Below are 14964 nucleotides of genomic sequence, written 5' to 3'. Positions count from 1 at the left end.
GGCGTGTTTTATCTCAGTCCATTGAGCTTTTCCCGATCCATCTGAAACGGATAGTTTTTGAGCTTCGCAGGGTTGGAAAGCAGATCATTCATGGTGCGCTCCCAGAGCTCACGGGAAATTTTTTCTTCTCCGATCAGACTGTAAATGTAGGCCTCGAAGCTCTGATGGCTGCCAAAACCAAGCAAAGTCAGAACGCGCATCGCCTCTTCCTGGTCACCGTAGCAGCGCAGAAAGCCCGGCAGAAACATGCCAACCGCTTTGCCGTGGGGCGTTCCCAGTTCGCAGGTTACGCGATAGCTCAATCCGTGGGGCAGACTCGTACCGGTATGAGAAATCGCCATACCTCCGAGGGTGCATGCCTGCATGAGAAGCTCCCTCTGCGCTTCGCCGATTTCATAGGAAACGAGCGCGTCTTTTACCTTTGCAAAGGTCCGCAGGCCCATCTCGCTGTAGACACGGCTGTAGGGCGTAGCGTTCGTGTTTAAATGGCTCTCCACCAAATGCGCTAACGTATCCACCGCCGTATTGATGCAGCCTGTTTTGGAAGCAGTCTGCAGATACGCAGAATCCACCAATGCAAGCTCTGGAAAAATATGGTGGCTGATGCTCTGTTTTACCAGTTCGCCCGCTTTGGCTTCTGTGGAAGTCTCCAAAGCAGTTGTCGTAGTCAGCTCGATCTTCGGCATTACAATTCTTGTTAAGATTGCATATGGCGTAACCTCCGAACCGGTTCCTGCTGTCGTCGGTACTGCTGCGACCGGCAGGGCTTTATTTGCCGCCTGTTTGACCGCAGCGTCTGTTTCATATAAAAAGTCTGCTTTTTTCTCCGGGTTGGCGATCATCAGTGCAATTGCCTTGGAAGCGTCCATGGGAGAACCGCCGCCGATTCCGATCACAAAATCGACCTTTTCCGAAAGCCCCAGGGCAGTCGCCCGCATCACAGTTTCCACCGAAGGATTTTCCTCGATTCCGTCAAAAATCACATAGGGCACTTGCTCGCGGTTCAGCGCATCCTCCACATCCTGCAGGGAACCGTTTACACGGGAAGAATGCTTTCCCGTTACAAGCAGTGCTTTTGTTCCCAGCGCCGCCAGCTCCTGGCTGTGCTGCCGGACACAGCCTTTCTCGTTATAAACCTTTGTTGGCATGTATAATTTCATTGTATTTCCTCCATTCTAAGACGTCCATAAGCATACTGCTCTGTCTCTGCAATACAGCGCTCCACCCTTTCTTTTGTCACCGGATCTGCAAATCGGATTTCTGAAAAACGTTTTTTATAATACCCCTGTTTCAGTGCAATCCGCAGGCTTTCTGCAAAATTCAGATCAAAGAAAAAGCCAAGAAAGCTGATCCAGACATCCAGCCCGGTTTTTCGTTCCTGTTTTTTGATGCAGTAATGACCCAAAATGCTCTCATACACCACATCTGAAACCGCTTCCTGCCCCACCTGCTCTGTAGAAAAACCGGTGGTATCTACAGGATCCTCCTGGGCAAATACCCGGAAAATATCGCATTTGTCCGCATCCCGGATCAGCTTTGCAAAAAGCAGCGTCTTTTCATCCAGGCCATCCTCAATCGCAAGGCGGTTATGGTTTCCAATGGCCGTCAAAACCTGCTCTCTTTCCCTGTCAGAAAGCTCACCCAGAAAATCGCCCTGCCGCAGGATTTCGCACCCTAACTGCGCGTGGTCGATGCTTTTATAATCCAGAAACGTGTGATAGCGCTTCAGCTGCTCAAATCTTCCGATATCGTGATATACCGCACACAGATACGCCAGCTCTCTGTCACTTTCCGAAAGTGGGAGCGCCGCTGTAAGCTGTTCCAGCACCTCCGTCACCCTTTGCGTATGAATAATTTTTAGTTTGATCCTGGTATCACTTCCGTCGTCATAGGCAGACGCATATTCCAGAAATTTCTGCATAGCATCCATTTTTCGTCTCCATTCTATAAGCGCATGGCAGTGGCTCTACAGCATTTTCCACATATGGTCCAGCTGCCCGCAGCATGCCGTGATGCCTGCGCTTTTGTCTCTTTTATTCAATTCAGGCGGCACTGCTGCCTCAGCTTTCTCTCCGCAGCGATTCAAACACTGTGTCGTAATGCTCCGACATTTCTTCAAAGTTATTCAGCAGCTGTTCCAGCACCCGGTAAAACGTCTGCAAATCCTCCGGCGCGATATTTTTGTCCGCATTTTCCTGTACCAGCCCGATGACCTGACGGATTTTGGCGGTCTGCAAGCTGCCCTGCTCTGTCAGAACATAGCAGGCGCGGTAACGTCCCGGTTCTCCTTGTTTTTCCACCATTCCGGCTGCGATCAGCTCCGAAAATGTCCGGGAAATCAGCGCCGGGTCAAGGTCACAGGCCGCTGCCACCTCTGCAAACTGAAGTCCCTCCGAATGTCCGCTCAGCGCGTACAGCACCGCTGTGTGTGCAGCCTTTAATCCTACCATCCCCATTCCTGCTGTTTTGACTGCCTGTACTTTTTTATTCATTCTGGAAAGAGAAAGGGTAAATTTCAAAAAACGGTCATCCTTCATGGCTCTCATTTCCTTTCCCCAGATGTTTTGCATATTCCTGTCCTTCCCGGACATAATGGGCTGCATTTTCCAGATTGGAGGTGATTTCCGCTTCCGTTACACTGCGGATGATTTTGGCAGGGCTTCCATAAACCAGTGAGCCCTCCGGAATCTGCATATTCTGCGTCACCAGCGCTCCTGCTCCAACGATACAATTTTTGCCGACGGACGCGCCGTTTAAGATAATTGCACCCATTCCAATCAGTGTATTGTCCCCAACGCTGCAGCCGTGCACAATCGCGCTGTGCCCGATCGTGACATTTTTTCCCACAGTCACGCTGTAGCCCCTGTCCACATGAATGACGCAGTTATCCTGCACGTTCGTACCTGCACCGATGGATACGCTGCCTGCTCCGGCACGCACGGTTGCGTGGAACCAGATACTGCAGTTTTCTGCGATCGAGACGTCCCCATATATGTCTGCACTGGGTGCAATAAACGCCGACGGGTCAATGTCCGGATTTTTCCACATCTGATTTGCCCCCTTTCTGAGCAGGCTTCGCCTGTTTGTGCTCACTTTCGCTCATCCCGGCGTGAGCATAGCTCACTCTATGATTTCGCCGTTCGTCAATCATGCGAGCATGTTGACTCACTTTCGCTCATCCCGGCGTGAGCATAGCTCACTCTATGATTTCGCCGTTCGTCAATCATGCGAGCATGTTGACTCACTTTCGCTCATCATATCATAGAATCCACGTCAAAAAAAGAGCGGCAGGAATTTCCCTTTATCCCTGCCGCCCTTTTAGCCTTATTTTTTTCATAGTCCTTTTCTTCCAGAAGTCCGTTGGAAACCATGGTCGCCGTGAAATCCAGTTCAAAATCCTGCGCCGCTGGTCGCCGCTGCCGCGTCACCGCAGCCGCCGACACACATTGCAGCAGCGGTAAAAAGCGCTGCTGCGGTCATTTTATACCGATTCTTTTTATCCTGAAAGTCAAACATAATTTTCCCTCCTCACTCCACATTTTTCAATGCCATATCCATCGGGACTTTTCCGATTCGTTTCAGCTCCAGTGCAGCCACAACCCCATAGCAGATGACTCCTGCCACAAACATTTCCACATAAATCCTCGGGTCAATCCAGTAAGGCAGGTACCCCGTCATCATTTGTGACAGCATTGCTTTCCAGATGATACCGATAATCCTGACGCTCAGCGGAATATTGATCAGCACGCAGAGCACGACAACAATTGAGGTTGGCATAACATAGAGCCTTGCAATCTCTCCTTTGGAGTAACCGAGAATTTTTGCCATGGAAATCGACTGCGCATTTTTTTCAATGATAATTTTACTCAGCAGATAAACAAGAACTGCAAATATCAGAACTGCAAAAAAGCTGACCAGCCACATCATCCCGCCCATGGAAATCTTCATCTGACGCGTCATTTTGGTCAGCGTCTCCAGATCAATCACAGAACCGATGTATTTGTCATCGATATCCGTAATTTCAGAACTGGAAAAATATCCGCCGTACATGTCCTTTCCAAGATCAAAGACATCGTTTAGGAGAATAAGCGGGAATCCTCGGTAATTCAATTACCGAGGATTCCCGCTTATTCTCCTAAATTGAAAATACATAAGGAAGGAGGTTAAGAGAATGTCAAGGGCTTCAAAGATTACAGCACTTTATGAGAGATTATCAAGAGATGATGACCTGAATGGCGAGAGTAATTCCATTACCAATCAGAAAAAATACCTCGAAGATTATGCCCGTAGGAATGGTTTTGAGAATATCCGCCATTTTACTGACGATGGTTTTTCGGGTGTAAATTTCAATCGCCCCGGCTTTCAAGCGTTGATTAAGGAAATTGAAGCAGGCAATGTCGGAACATTGATTGTTAAGGATATGAGCCGATTAGGACGAAACTATCTGCAAGTCGGCTTTTATACGGAAATTTTGTTTCCACAGAAAGATGTCCGTTTCCTTGCAATCAACAACAGCATTGACAGCAACAACGCTTCGGATAATGATTTTGCTCCGTTTTTGAATATTATGAACGAATTTTATGCAAAGACACGAGCAATAAAATCAAGGCTGTATTTGATGCCCGAATGAAAGACGGAAAGCGTTGTAGCGGTTCAATCCCTTATGGATATAACCGATTGCCGAGCGATAAGCAGACGCTTGTTGTTGACCCTGTGGCTTCTGAGGTGGTAAAGCGTATCTTTCTGCTTGCAAATGAGGGCAAAAGTCCACGAACCATAGCGGAAATACTGACCGAAGAAAAGGTTTTAATTCCTGCCGCATATGCAAAGGAATATCACCCAGAACAGTACATCGGGATTAAGTTTGCAGACCCTTATATTTGGGGCATATCTGCCATTAGAACGATTTTAAGCAGACAAGAATATCTTGGACATACTGTTTTGAGAAAGTCGGTCAGCACCAATTTTAAATTACATAAGAGAAAGACTACCGATGAAGATGAGCAGTATGTGTTTTATAACACCCATGAGCCTATCATATCGCAGGAACTTTGGGACAGCGTTCAGAAGCGAAAGAAACGAGTGAACAGAGCTGCGGCAAGAGGTACACATACCAACCGATTAAGCGGTTATCTGTACTGTGCCGACTGTGGCAGAAGATTGACCTTGCAGACACATTACAGCAAAAAAGACCGCTCCTTGCAGTATTCGTACCGTTGCGGTGGTTATGCGAGCAGGGTAAATTCCTGTACTGCTCATTCAATAAGTGCTGATAATGTTGAAGCCTTGATATTATCGGCAGTTAAACGCTTTTCAAAATTCGTTCTGAATGACGAAAAAGCCTTTGCTTTGGAACTGCAATCCCTTTGGAAAGACAAGCAGGAGGAAAAGCCGAAGCACAATCAATCGGAGTTGAAACGCTGTCAGAAACGCTATGACGAACTCTCTACGCTCATTCGTGGCTTGTATGAAAATCTTATATCGGGATTGTTACCCGAAAGACAATACAAGCAACTGATGAATCAGTATGACGATGAACAGGCTGAATTGGAAGCGAAAATAGAAACGATGAAAAAGGAACTTTCCGAAGAAAAAGACAGCACTATGGATATTCAGCATTTTGTTTCGCTGATACGCAAGTATAAAAATCCTACGGAAGTTTCCGATTTGATGTTTACCGAACTCATTGACAAGATTGTGGTGTATGAATCCGAGGGTGTAGGTAAAGCAAGAACGCAAAAGGTTGACATTTATTTCAATTATGTCGGACAAGTCGATATTGCCTACACCGAGGAAGAACTTGCCGAGATAAAAGAGCAGGAAGAACAGGAAGAAAAGAAGCGATTGGAGAAACAGCGTCAGCGTGAAAAAGCCTATCGAGAGAAGCGAAAGGCGAAAAAACTTGCTGAAAACGGTGGCGGAATCGTCAAAACAAAGGTATGTCCTCATTGCCAGACAGAGTTTGTCCCTACAAGCAATCGACAGGTATTCTGTTCAAAGGATTGTTGTTATCAGGCAAGGCAGGATAAGAAGAAAGCCGACAGCGAAGCGGAAAAAGGCGATCACTATTACCGTCAGCGTGTATGTGCTGTGTGTGGTAGTACCTACTGGCCTACACACAGTCAGCAGAAATTCTGCTCCGAGGAATGTAAAAAGGTAAACCACAACAAGAAAACCTTGGATTTTTACCACAAGAAGCAAAAGGAGGAAGCACTATGCAAAGATTTATTACAGACGAAAGAACAGGTATCCGATACGAACTCATCGGAGATTACTATTATCCCTGCCTGACAGTAGAGGAAAGTCCTCCCCTTTCAAAATATGGACGGTTGCGGCAACGATATTTGGGGGAACATAAGCGTGTGCTATATTTTAATCTGCTGACAAGCGGAAAGTTATATGAACACCTTGCCGAAATTGATACTTCGGCTCGTGATATGGCGGAATATCTGATAAAGGAAATGGCAAAGAAGCAGGGTGTAACGGAAGAACTGAAAGCAACGGATATGATGAGATGGATAGGATTGATGAATAACATTCGAGCCTGTGCCGATGAGATTGTATTGAATGATATTGTGTATTCCTAACGGATACCAACCGAAGAAGAACTGCTGTCAAACCGATGGCAGTTTTTCTTTTTCGGCAAGTATTCAAGAAGTCATTAAGTCGTGAGTATAATCGAAGTGGTAGAAAAGTTACCTATTATATCGGTTGTAACTTTTTTATGAACTCTATTGACAAGAAAACTTGGTATGCGTATAATTAAAATATGCAAAGAAAACTTGGTATGGAGGTGTTTTGATGAAAAAGGACGAAATCTTAAATGCAAGCAGAAAAGAACATCGCAATAAGGACTTGGCTGAAATGGAAGTGGTATATCAATCCGGAAGTCACGCAAGCAAAGTTGGTGCTTTAGTGTGTTGTTTGCTTTCGCTGTTATCTTCTGTGCTTGCTCATACTATGATTTACAGTCCGTGGGTTATATACTTCAGCATTATTGCAACACAATGGTTAGTTCGTTTTATCAAAATGAAGCGAAAGAGTGATTTGGTCTTGACCGTTCTGTTTTTTGTGCTTTCCATTTTGGCATTTGTTGGATTTGTTAGCCACCTTTTAGAGGTGAGAATATGAAAGAACAATTACAACTGAAAAATCACTTAAAGGAAGTTCGCACAGAAGCAAATCTTTCTCAAGCTCAGCTTGCAGAAATGGTAGGAGTATCAAGAAATACCATTAGTTCTATTGAAACAGGACAGTTTAATCCAACTGCAAAATTGGCTCTAATTCTTTGTATTGCATTGGACAAAAAATTTGAGGAACTATTCTATTTTTAGGAGGTCATTATGGAAAATATTATAATGTTGATTTTGGGAGTGTTCATATCTGTTGTGGGAATTGTAAATATAAAAGGCAATATCAGCACAATTCACTCTTATAACAGGCGAAAAGTAAAGGAAGAAGATATACCAAAGTATGGAAAAACAGTCGGCACAGGAACGCTGATTATAGGAATATCTCTTGTATTAGGTTTTATTGTTTCGTTTTGGAGTGAAATAATTATAGATTATATCATTCTTCCAGCAGTTATTGTCGGATTAGGCTTTATATTGTATGGACAGTTCAAATACAATAAAGGAATTTTTTGAGAATCAGGGAGGTATAAAGATGGAATTGAACACAATATCAGGTCTGGCGATAGCGGGAGTTATCTGCTCCGTTGTCCTCTCGATGGGGGTACCGATTGCTTTGTTCATTGCAGGAAGGGTGAAGCTTAAGGCAAGGATTTCCTCGTTCTTTATCGGAGCAGGAACCTATCTGCTGTTTGCCATGCTGTTGGAGCAGCTGCTGCATGTTCTTGTCATTCAGTTCTGCGGACTGAACGCACAGAGCAGGCCATGGCTTTACTATGTGTACGCGGCTTTGGCTGCAGCGGTTTTTGAAGAGACCGGAAGACTGATTGCCATGAAGTTCTGGATGAAGAAATGGCTGGATTTTCCAAATGCACTGATGTATGGAATCGGGCATGGCGGTGTGGAGGCCATTCTGCTCGGAGGACTCTCCGGAATCAGCAATCTTGTGTCCATGCTGATGATCAACAGCGGAGCCATGCAGAATACGCTGGCGGCACTTCCTGCTGAGTCTGCAAACCAGACCGTGTCACAGCTGTCGGCCCTATGGACAACACCGGCACCACTCTTTTTTGTAAGCGGAATCGAAAGAATCAGTGCCATCATTCTGCATATCGGGTTGTCACTGCTGATCTACCGGGCGGTAAAGGCAGGCAAATGCAGGACAGCGGCTTTTACAGCGGTTCTTGCATATGGGATTCATTTTATCGTGGACTTCTTTGCCGTGGCAGGTCCGGCGCTTCTTCCCATCTATGTGATTGAAATTGGTGTCTTTGTGATGGCAGCCGGAACTCTTGTTATGGCGCTGAAGATGGGAAGGATGGAAGAACTGTGAATTCCAGTTTTCTGCTATCATAAAACAGAATATATCTGACAGAACGCACCGTAGAAATACGGTGTTTTTGTTACCCCAAACCCACAATTTCATACACAACCACAGGTTAGTACAAATACCTTATGTGCGTTTTTGAAAGGCTTAGAAAGGGATATTTACCCCGATTTTCGCCCCGAGAAATGACACAAATAAGGCTGAATGTATCTTCTCTGTGGTTTTTATATTTTCGGCAGGAAAGGAGGATTGCTTGCTATGCCGAGAATGAGCAAGAAGCGGAAACAAGAGTGGGCGTTGTTTCTGAATGATCGAAACCGCATTACCTACAACGAACTTTGCAGAAAATGCAGGAATGACTGTAAGCAGAGTTTCCGCTGTATTGTGGTGCTTTGCCCGAAATATTTATCGAAAAGGAGAACAAAGAAAAATGATTGAAAATGAAATGACTGTCAGCGTGCCTCTTGAAGTTGTCAAGGCGAGTGAAATCGAGCCGAAAGAAGTGAAATGGCTATGGTATCCATATATTCCGGTTGGCAAGGTTACGCTGTTGCAGGGCGATCCCGGCGATGGAAAAAGCAAGCTAATGCTTTCCATTGCCGCCCTGCTCTCAAAGGGCGAACCTCTGCCCTTTACCGAAACGGAAGAAAACCTCATCTTCATCAAGGAAGGTGAAAAATCTTTGTCCTTTGGGGATAACCGTATTCGTGAAGCGATTGAGATGTACCACGCAAAACTTTTAATTCTTGACCCGATGAGTTCCTATATCGGAGAAAGTTGTTCGATGAACAATGCCAACGAAACACGAGCCGAGTTTAATCATCTGATAGCGGTTGCGAAAGATACAGGCTGTGCGATTGTGATTATCGCTCATATGAACAAGATGAGAGATACCAATCCCCTTTACCGTACTAACGGTTCGATTGACATTGCAGGTGCTGCAAGAAGTATTCTTGCAATCACACGCACACCGAACAAGGAAGTACCTGCGGAAAGATATTTGGTGCAGGTAAAATCCAACCTTGCCCCGACAGGCTCTGCCATTCTGTTTGAAGTATCTGAGAAAGGTGTGGACTTTATTTCCGAAATGGAAATGACAGCGGAAGAAGCGTTCCAATCCCTCGCCCCGAAAATCGGCAGACCCAACGATAAGGAAGTCAAGGCGAAAGCATTTCTGATTGAAATGCTGAAAGACGGAGAAATGCTTTCTTCGAATTGTGAAGAAAAACTTGAAGCCGCAGGGTTCAGGAAATCGACCATTAAAAAGGCAAAGAATTTTAAATGCCTTTATATGAACACTTAAAGTGCAGAAAAACAAGCAATTTCATAAATGTTATTATTTTGAGCGCAAATGTAAAGCAATGTTGATAGAAAAAATTGTTTATTTTATTTAAAATTGCTCTTAAAGGAGGACACAAAATGGAAATTGGAAATAAAATCAACCAATTAAGGAAACTTTCGGGAATGACACAAGAACAATTAGCAGAAAAACTTAACGTATCCAGACAGACTATTTCCAAATGGGAGTCAGATAGCACTTCCCCTGATTTAGAAAGTATCGTTAAAATAAGCAGAATTTTTCATGTGTCATTAGATGATTTGCTAAAGGAAGGAGAAGCAGGTGTGGCAAACAAAACTGATGAGCAAATAACTTTAGAAGATTTGATGAAAATAAATCTTCATAACAGAAAAATGACGCTGTTGCTAATTAGTGGTCTGATTTTTATTATGGTTAGCATATTAAATTTCGCCTATGTAATTGCGCTACAAAGCACAACACTTAGTACCCAGTATATGCTATACCGATATATCGTTACAGGACAATACGAAAATGCCCCTATTGATTATATGCGGTTAATGATACCGTCTATTATTGCGGCAGCAATCGGAGTGATATTGTTCATAAGTTATACCATTGAAAGAAGAAAAAAAGGAGACTGAAAATATGTATAAGGCAAAGAAGTTTATTTCATATATGGCTTTATGTGTGTTAATCTTTTCTTTATGTGCATGTGGAGAAAAAGGTAGTGAAAACGCTGCTATTTATGGAGAAACCGTCGGAGGATTGGAAGATAATGAGCTTTTTGCAATTATTGATACAAATGCTTCTTTACCTGTTTTACTTGTTACCTCACAAGTATATAATGACGGTTTGGGAAATCAGGCAGCACTTAATTGTGATGTATATTATTTGATAGATAAAGAAGTTAAAAACATAGGAACAATAGAAAGTATGGGAACAGCATATCCTATCGCCTATGATGAAACAGGTATTTATGCTGCTTCCGGTCACGATATGCAGCGTTTTGAAATTGAAAAATCCGGTTCGCTCAGACTGGCAGAGGGGATTTATGAGCAATTTGACGAAAGTGGAAATGCTGCTTATACCATGAAAAAAGGAGAGGAAACAGATGTAATTACAGAAGAAGAATACTATGCAGCTTTTGAAAAATACAGCAATGCTACCATAGTAAATTTCTCTTATGGTGCATCGGACGCTGGCAAGGCAGAAGTGGTAACTAACAATGAGCTGGAACCCCGTCAAGGAAATATAGCAGAAGATGTCAATGTACTAGAAATTGTACAAGAGACAGCCTCGGAATTTGCAGTCAAAAAAATGGAAACTTCTTATTTTTGAAAGGCAGGACAATGAAATTTTTTATGCCGCTACTTTGGTAGAAAATGATTGTGCGCCGGAGATGATATTTTTACAAACGACTTACAGACAACACTTAAAGAATAGCAAACCCAGTCGAGCCAGTCAACGGCAAGATGAACGGCTCTTGCAGAGCCGCCGTTGACAGCCCCGCCCGGTTTTGCAGTTAGGCAGTCAAGGAGCGACAGCCTAAAGTGCTGCCGCCCCTTACTTTTATGATACAGCATCAACTTTGGAAGTATATCCTGATGCTGTATCAGAGGAACACAGTACACAAGTGAGTTATATCGTAAAGCAATCAGCAAATATGGCATTCTCCAAAGCATGAACAGTGCTGGCGGCAGATGCCACGACAATGCCAGATGCGAAAGCATGTGGGCAAGATTCAAAGAAGAATTACTTTATGGACGTTATGATACCACTTCAATGACAGTAGAACAGTTAAAAACACTCATCTGGAGATATTTCATCAGCTATTGGAATAACCGAAGAATCTGCTCTGCTAATGGTGGCTTACCTCCGATGATTAAGCGTCAACAATACTACGATTCATTACAGGAGGCAGCATAGGTCGAACATCCTTGAGAAAAAAGTGTAAACCAATATTGACAATATCAAATCCTATGGAGCAAGCGTTGCAAAGATGAAAAACTGCGAGGAACGGTTAAGGAAGTAGTCAATCAGATTAGCCATTCAAAGAAATGGAAATCGGATATTCCGCTGACCGATGAAAAAGGAAATCCACTTCTTAGAAAAAATGGGAAACCGATGTTCCGAGCTTCATACAGCATACTGCAAGACGAATTGTTTAATTATATGACGGAGCGAGGATTCAAAGGCTTTCAGCGTGGCGAATACGGAAGTACCGCCGAACATCTTACTTCCCTACAATATCAAATCAAGCAGGACAAGGAACGATTGGAAAAGTTGCAGAAGCGTATTCAGCGTGAACAGATGAAGTATGAGCCTGCCCGTAATGTTTCCAAAACCTATAACGAGATTGACAGTATGGGGCAGAAAACAATCACGGGTAAAATGGCAATCTCCAAAGAGGATTATTCTCAACTGACTGCCCTTGCCAAAGAGGACATTACCAGTCGTGCAGAAATCAGCGAATTAGAACAGAATGCAAACTATTACCGACAGAAATATTTTGACTGTGCAAACGCACTCCAAAGAATGAAAACTAAATACAACGAACTGAAAGAAAAGTGCGGACCTTTTCCATTATACTCACGACTTAATAACTTCTTGAACTATTGAAAATCTGCGGTTATTGGGTGTTCCAATATGAATGCCCCACAATCAAATCTTATGAAAGAGAGGAGCGGACTATATGAAAGAACAGAAACATTCTTATTCGCAACGCATAGGAAAAACAACATTCATCGTAAATGTAAAGCAGTCCGAAAGTGCCAAAAAGCCTTTGAATACGGTGTTTCAAGACATCTGCAAGCACGAGGTTTTGGGCGATTTCTTTACGGACAAATCATTTAATTTAGAAAATCCACAAAAAGTATCTTGACAAACTCGACCCCGACGGTCCAAGCAGCACACAAAATTCTCCTTTTTCCACGGAAAGGTCAATGCCTTTTAATACTTCCACCAGACTGTCGCCCTCGCCGAAGGACTTTCGGATTCCTCTGATTTCCAGAAACATCACTTTCCCTCCTCAATATCGTAATCTTCATGATATCAGGGGCAAAAGGGCTAAGCCCACATGAGCTTACTCATAGGTGGATGAGAGACCTTTTGCCCTGACGCCATATCCATCGGGTTCAAAAATTCATTTTTCAGAAGAAGAATAGACTAACTTTTGTTCGCTATCAATGTTTTAAGCTGCAGTTCACTCGTACCATTCTGAGTCCAGATTCCGTGCTTGCACGACAATCTGAACTCAGAAGGGTATGAAGGGAGCGCCATTTTATGAGCAAAAAGAGCTGCGAAGCAGCGGAGAGCGTCGAAGACGCGGTTTTGCGAATGGCGCGGGTGAACAGTAACTATTTCAGGAAAAGCTCAAGAATTTCTGTGAATTACGGGTTGTCAATTCCTTTTTTTCCCGTTATACTTTTCGGGACATAGTCTTTGCGGATTGTGAGGGCACAAAAGCACGAAGCAATCCGATATCAACACTCAGAATTCAGAAAGTACAGAGAGAACAATATGAGTATTTTAAACGTAGAACATCTGTCTCACGGCTTTGGCGACAGAGCCATTTTCCATGACGTTTCCTTCCGTCTTTTAAAGGGTGAGCACATCGGCTTAATCGGCGCAAACGGCGAGGGAAAATCCACCTTTATGAACATCATCACCGGTCGCCTGCAGCCCGATGAAGGTAAGGTCGAATGGTCCAAAAATGTCCGCGCCGGTTATCTGGATCAGCACACTGCCCTTGAAAAGGGCATGACCATCCGTCAGGTACTGACCTCTGCCTTTGATTTTTTGCTGGATATGGAACAGGAATTAAACGGGATTTATGAAAAGATGGGCGAAGCAGACGAGGATACCATGCAGCAGCTGATGGAGGACGCCGGAACGCTGCAGGAGCTTTTGACTGCACACGATTTTTATATGATCGATTCCAAGGTTGAGGAGGTTGGCCGCGCCCTCGGGCTTTCCGAAATCGGTCTGGACAAGGATGTTTCCGAGCTGTCCGGCGGTCAGCGTACTAAGGTACTTTTGGGTAAGCTTCTGTTGGAGAAACCGGACATCCTGCTTTTGGACGAGCCCACCAACTATCTCGATGTTTCTCATATCGAATGGCTCAAACGGTATTTAAATGATTACGAAAACGCGTTTATCCTGATTTCTCATGATATTCCGTTCTTAAACAGCGTCGTCAACCTGATCTACCACATGGACAATCAACAGCTGACCCGCTACGTAGGCGATTATGACAAGTTCCAGGAGGTTTATGCGATGAAAAAAGCGCAGCTGGAAGCCGCCTATAACAAGCAGCAGAAAGAAATTGCAGATTTGAAGGATTTCGTTGCCCGCAACAAGGCTCGTGTTTCCACCAGAAACATGGCGATGTCCCGTCAGAAAAAGCTGGACAAAATGGATGTAATAGAACTGCAGGCTGAAAAGCCGAAGCCGGAGTTCAATTTTAAAGAGGCACGCACGCCCGGCAGATATATTTTCCAGACGTCCGACCTCGTAATCGGTTATGACGAGCCGCTGTCCTCCCCGCTGAATCTGTCCATGGAACGCGGCTCCAAGATCGTCATCACCGGTGCAAACGGAATCGGTAAGACAACTCTGCTGAAGAGCATCCTCGGTCTGATCGATCCCCTCTCCGGCAGCGTAGAGCAGGGAGATTATCTGGAGATCGGCTATTTCGAGCAGGAAATGAGTCAGGATATTCCCACAACCTGTATCGAGGAGATCTGGAAGGAGTTTCCGGGCTACAGCCAGTATGAGGTGCGTTCCGCTCTCGCAAAATGCGGCCTTACAACCAAGCATATTGAAAGTCTTGTCAAAGTCCTGTCCGGCGGTGAACAGGCAAAGGTGCGTCTCTGCAAGCTGATCAACCGTCCCTCCAATGTACTCGTCCTCGACGAGCCCACCAACCACCTCGATGTGGATGCCAAGGACGAATTGAAGCGTGCACTGATCGCATATCGCGGAAGCATTCTGATGGTATGCCATGAGCCCGAGTTCTATGACGGGCTCGCAGATACGGTCTGGGATGCTTCCAAATGGACGACACGAACCGTGTGACAAAAGGACAGCACGACACGCAATATGATAACATGGCTTAGCGCAGTCCAGCACTTTAAAAGGCAGCCGCGTCAGGAAAATTTTCCTGACGCGGCTGCCATATTTTTTAAGCTTCCTGATAAAGTTCTTTT

The 14964-nt window shown here is 44.5% G+C and carries 19 protein-coding genes and 3 pseudogenes; 15 read left to right on the top strand and 7 right to left on the bottom strand.

Going from position 1 to position 14964, the window contains the following annotated elements; all coding sequences use genetic code 11:
• Positions 1-8: 8 nt before the first annotated feature.
• The 6 genes and pseudogenes from OCV62_RS17130 to OCV62_RS17105 form a co-directional block, all read right to left on the bottom strand.
• A complete protein-coding gene (locus OCV62_RS17130; RefSeq protein WP_262588178.1) occupies positions 9-1160 on the bottom strand; it encodes an iron-containing alcohol dehydrogenase family protein in 1152 nt (383 codons plus the stop codon).
• Complete coding sequence (locus OCV62_RS17125; protein ID WP_262588176.1) at positions 1157-1921, bottom strand: HD domain-containing protein; 765 nt, start codon at positions 1919-1921, stop codon at positions 1157-1159. The genes OCV62_RS17130 and OCV62_RS17125 overlap by 4 nt, the downstream gene beginning before the upstream one ends.
• A gap of 139 nt (positions 1922-2060) precedes the next feature.
• A complete protein-coding gene (locus OCV62_RS17120) occupies positions 2061-2546 on the bottom strand; it encodes a MarR family winged helix-turn-helix transcriptional regulator (protein ID WP_262588174.1) in 486 nt (161 codons plus the stop codon).
• The gene (locus tag OCV62_RS17115; RefSeq protein ID WP_262588200.1) at positions 2527-3048 is read right to left on the bottom strand and encodes a gamma carbonic anhydrase family protein; all 522 of its coding nucleotides are present in this window, start codon (positions 3046-3048) and stop codon (positions 2527-2529) included. The genes OCV62_RS17120 and OCV62_RS17115 overlap by 20 nt, the downstream gene beginning before the upstream one ends.
• A gap of 342 nt (positions 3049-3390) precedes the next feature.
• Complete coding sequence (locus OCV62_RS17110) at positions 3391-3516, bottom strand: hypothetical protein (RefSeq protein ID WP_262588173.1); 126 nt, start codon at positions 3514-3516, stop codon at positions 3391-3393.
• Positions 3517-3528: 12 nt separating this feature from the next.
• Positions 3529-4080, bottom strand: a pseudogene (locus OCV62_RS17105) (FtsX-like permease family protein); the annotation flags it as partial.
• A 91-nt stretch (positions 4081-4171) separates the two neighbouring features.
• Here OCV62_RS17105 and OCV62_RS18370 point away from each other — a divergent pair.
• The 14 genes and pseudogenes from OCV62_RS18370 to OCV62_RS17030 all read left to right on the top strand — a co-directional run bounded on the left by OCV62_RS18370 (position 4172) and on the right by OCV62_RS17030 (position 12638).
• Positions 4172-4630: a recombinase family protein gene (locus tag OCV62_RS18370; RefSeq protein ID WP_262588170.1), complete on the top strand. Its 459-nt coding sequence runs from the start codon at positions 4172-4174 to the stop codon at positions 4628-4630.
• Positions 4627-6291 carry a recombinase family protein gene (locus tag OCV62_RS17095; RefSeq protein ID WP_262588168.1) on the top strand — a complete coding sequence of 555 codons (1665 nt, stop codon included), beginning with the start codon at positions 4627-4629 and terminating at the stop codon, positions 6289-6291. The genes OCV62_RS18370 and OCV62_RS17095 overlap by 4 nt, the downstream gene beginning before the upstream one ends.
• Positions 6216-6587, top strand: a complete 372-nt coding sequence (locus tag OCV62_RS17090) for a TnpV protein (protein ID WP_147632821.1) — start codon at positions 6216-6218, stop codon at positions 6585-6587. The genes OCV62_RS17095 and OCV62_RS17090 overlap by 76 nt, the downstream gene beginning before the upstream one ends.
• Positions 6588-6801: 214 nt before the next feature.
• Positions 6802-7131: a DUF6442 family protein gene (locus OCV62_RS17085; protein ID WP_262588165.1), complete on the top strand. Its 330-nt coding sequence runs from the start codon at positions 6802-6804 to the stop codon at positions 7129-7131.
• A complete protein-coding gene (locus tag OCV62_RS17080; protein WP_003865061.1) occupies positions 7128-7334 on the top strand; it encodes a helix-turn-helix transcriptional regulator in 207 nt (68 codons plus the stop codon). The genes OCV62_RS17085 and OCV62_RS17080 overlap by 4 nt, the downstream gene beginning before the upstream one ends.
• A gap of 9 nt (positions 7335-7343) precedes the next feature.
• Positions 7344-7646, top strand: a complete 303-nt coding sequence (locus OCV62_RS17075) for a hypothetical protein (RefSeq protein ID WP_008121271.1) — start codon at positions 7344-7346, stop codon at positions 7644-7646.
• 19 nt (positions 7647-7665) lie between these two features.
• Positions 7666-8463, top strand: a complete 798-nt coding sequence (locus tag OCV62_RS17070) for a YhfC family intramembrane metalloprotease (protein ID WP_227159429.1) — start codon at positions 7666-7668, stop codon at positions 8461-8463.
• 252 nt (positions 8464-8715) lie between these two features.
• Positions 8716-8895, top strand: a complete 180-nt coding sequence (locus OCV62_RS17065) for a hypothetical protein (protein WP_199589890.1) — start codon at positions 8716-8718, stop codon at positions 8893-8895.
• Positions 8888-9760: an AAA family ATPase gene (locus OCV62_RS17060; protein ID WP_262588161.1), complete on the top strand. Its 873-nt coding sequence runs from the start codon at positions 8888-8890 to the stop codon at positions 9758-9760. Before OCV62_RS17065 ends, OCV62_RS17060 begins: the two co-directional genes overlap by 8 nt.
• A gap of 116 nt (positions 9761-9876) precedes the next feature.
• Complete coding sequence (locus tag OCV62_RS17055) at positions 9877-10398, top strand: helix-turn-helix domain-containing protein (protein ID WP_022154496.1); 522 nt, start codon at positions 9877-9879, stop codon at positions 10396-10398.
• A gap of 4 nt (positions 10399-10402) precedes the next feature.
• Entirely contained in the window at positions 10403-11095 is a 693-nt protein-coding gene (locus OCV62_RS17050; RefSeq protein ID WP_044998691.1) for an LptM family lipoprotein, read from the top strand.
• Between the two features lie 276 nt (positions 11096-11371).
• Positions 11372-11683, top strand: a pseudogene (locus OCV62_RS18580) (integrase core domain-containing protein); the annotation flags it as partial.
• Positions 11684-12031: 348 nt separating this feature from the next.
• Entirely contained in the window at positions 12032-12376 is a 345-nt protein-coding gene (locus OCV62_RS17035) for a hypothetical protein (protein ID WP_262588158.1), read from the top strand.
• Between the two features lie 73 nt (positions 12377-12449).
• A complete protein-coding gene (locus OCV62_RS17030) occupies positions 12450-12638 on the top strand; it encodes a transposase (RefSeq protein ID WP_117816165.1) in 189 nt (62 codons plus the stop codon).
• Here OCV62_RS17030 and OCV62_RS17025 read toward each other — a convergent pair.
• Positions 12636-12773 (bottom strand): annotated as a pseudogene (locus tag OCV62_RS17025) (ABC transporter ATP-binding protein); the annotation flags it as partial. The gene OCV62_RS17030 and the pseudogene OCV62_RS17025 overlap by 3 nt on opposite strands.
• Positions 12774-13276: 503 nt before the next feature.
• Here OCV62_RS17025 and OCV62_RS17020 point away from each other — a divergent pair.
• Positions 13277-14833 carry an ABC-F family ATP-binding cassette domain-containing protein gene (locus OCV62_RS17020; RefSeq protein ID WP_262588155.1) on the top strand — a complete coding sequence of 519 codons (1557 nt, stop codon included), beginning with the start codon at positions 13277-13279 and terminating at the stop codon, positions 14831-14833.
• Positions 14834-14964: the final 131 nt, after the last annotated feature.

Source organism: Gallintestinimicrobium propionicum (assembly GCF_025567525.1).
GTDB classification, from domain to species: domain Bacteria; phylum Bacillota; class Clostridia; order Lachnospirales; family Lachnospiraceae; genus Gallintestinimicrobium; species Gallintestinimicrobium propionicum.
This window is presented reverse-complemented; position numbering and strand designations above follow the sequence as displayed.

Coding starts and splice junctions, on each gene's coding strand:
- OCV62_RS17130 (WP_262588178.1), bottom strand. CDS start 1,160: ATGAAATTATACATGCCAACAAAGGTTTATAACGAGAAAGGCTGTGTC.
- OCV62_RS17125 (WP_262588176.1), bottom strand. CDS start 1,921: ATGCAGAAATTTCTGGAATATGCGTCTGCCTATGACGACGGAAGTGAT.
- OCV62_RS17120 (WP_262588174.1), bottom strand. CDS start 2,546: ATGAGAGCCATGAAGGATGACCGTTTTTTGAAATTTACCCTTTCTCTT.
- OCV62_RS17115 (WP_262588200.1), bottom strand. CDS start 3,048: ATGTGGAAAAATCCGGACATTGACCCGTCGGCGTTTATTGCACCCAGT.
- OCV62_RS17110 (WP_262588173.1), bottom strand. CDS start 3,516: ATGTTTGACTTTCAGGATAAAAAGAATCGGTATAAAATGACCGCAGCA.
- OCV62_RS18370 (WP_262588170.1), top strand. CDS start 4,172: ATGTCAAGGGCTTCAAAGATTACAGCACTTTATGAGAGATTATCAAGA.
- OCV62_RS17095 (WP_262588168.1), top strand. CDS start 4,627: ATGAAAGACGGAAAGCGTTGTAGCGGTTCAATCCCTTATGGATATAAC.
- OCV62_RS17090 (WP_147632821.1), top strand. CDS start 6,216: ATGCAAAGATTTATTACAGACGAAAGAACAGGTATCCGATACGAACTC.
- OCV62_RS17085 (WP_262588165.1), top strand. CDS start 6,802: ATGAAAAAGGACGAAATCTTAAATGCAAGCAGAAAAGAACATCGCAAT.
- OCV62_RS17080 (WP_003865061.1), top strand. CDS start 7,128: ATGAAAGAACAATTACAACTGAAAAATCACTTAAAGGAAGTTCGCACA.
- OCV62_RS17075 (WP_008121271.1), top strand. CDS start 7,344: ATGGAAAATATTATAATGTTGATTTTGGGAGTGTTCATATCTGTTGTG.
- OCV62_RS17070 (WP_227159429.1), top strand. CDS start 7,666: ATGGAATTGAACACAATATCAGGTCTGGCGATAGCGGGAGTTATCTGC.
- OCV62_RS17065 (WP_199589890.1), top strand. CDS start 8,716: ATGCCGAGAATGAGCAAGAAGCGGAAACAAGAGTGGGCGTTGTTTCTG.
- OCV62_RS17060 (WP_262588161.1), top strand. CDS start 8,888: ATGATTGAAAATGAAATGACTGTCAGCGTGCCTCTTGAAGTTGTCAAG.
- OCV62_RS17055 (WP_022154496.1), top strand. CDS start 9,877: ATGGAAATTGGAAATAAAATCAACCAATTAAGGAAACTTTCGGGAATG.
- OCV62_RS17050 (WP_044998691.1), top strand. CDS start 10,403: ATGTATAAGGCAAAGAAGTTTATTTCATATATGGCTTTATGTGTGTTA.
- OCV62_RS17030 (WP_117816165.1), top strand. CDS start 12,450: ATGAAAGAACAGAAACATTCTTATTCGCAACGCATAGGAAAAACAACA.
- OCV62_RS17020 (WP_262588155.1), top strand. CDS start 13,277: ATGAGTATTTTAAACGTAGAACATCTGTCTCACGGCTTTGGCGACAGA.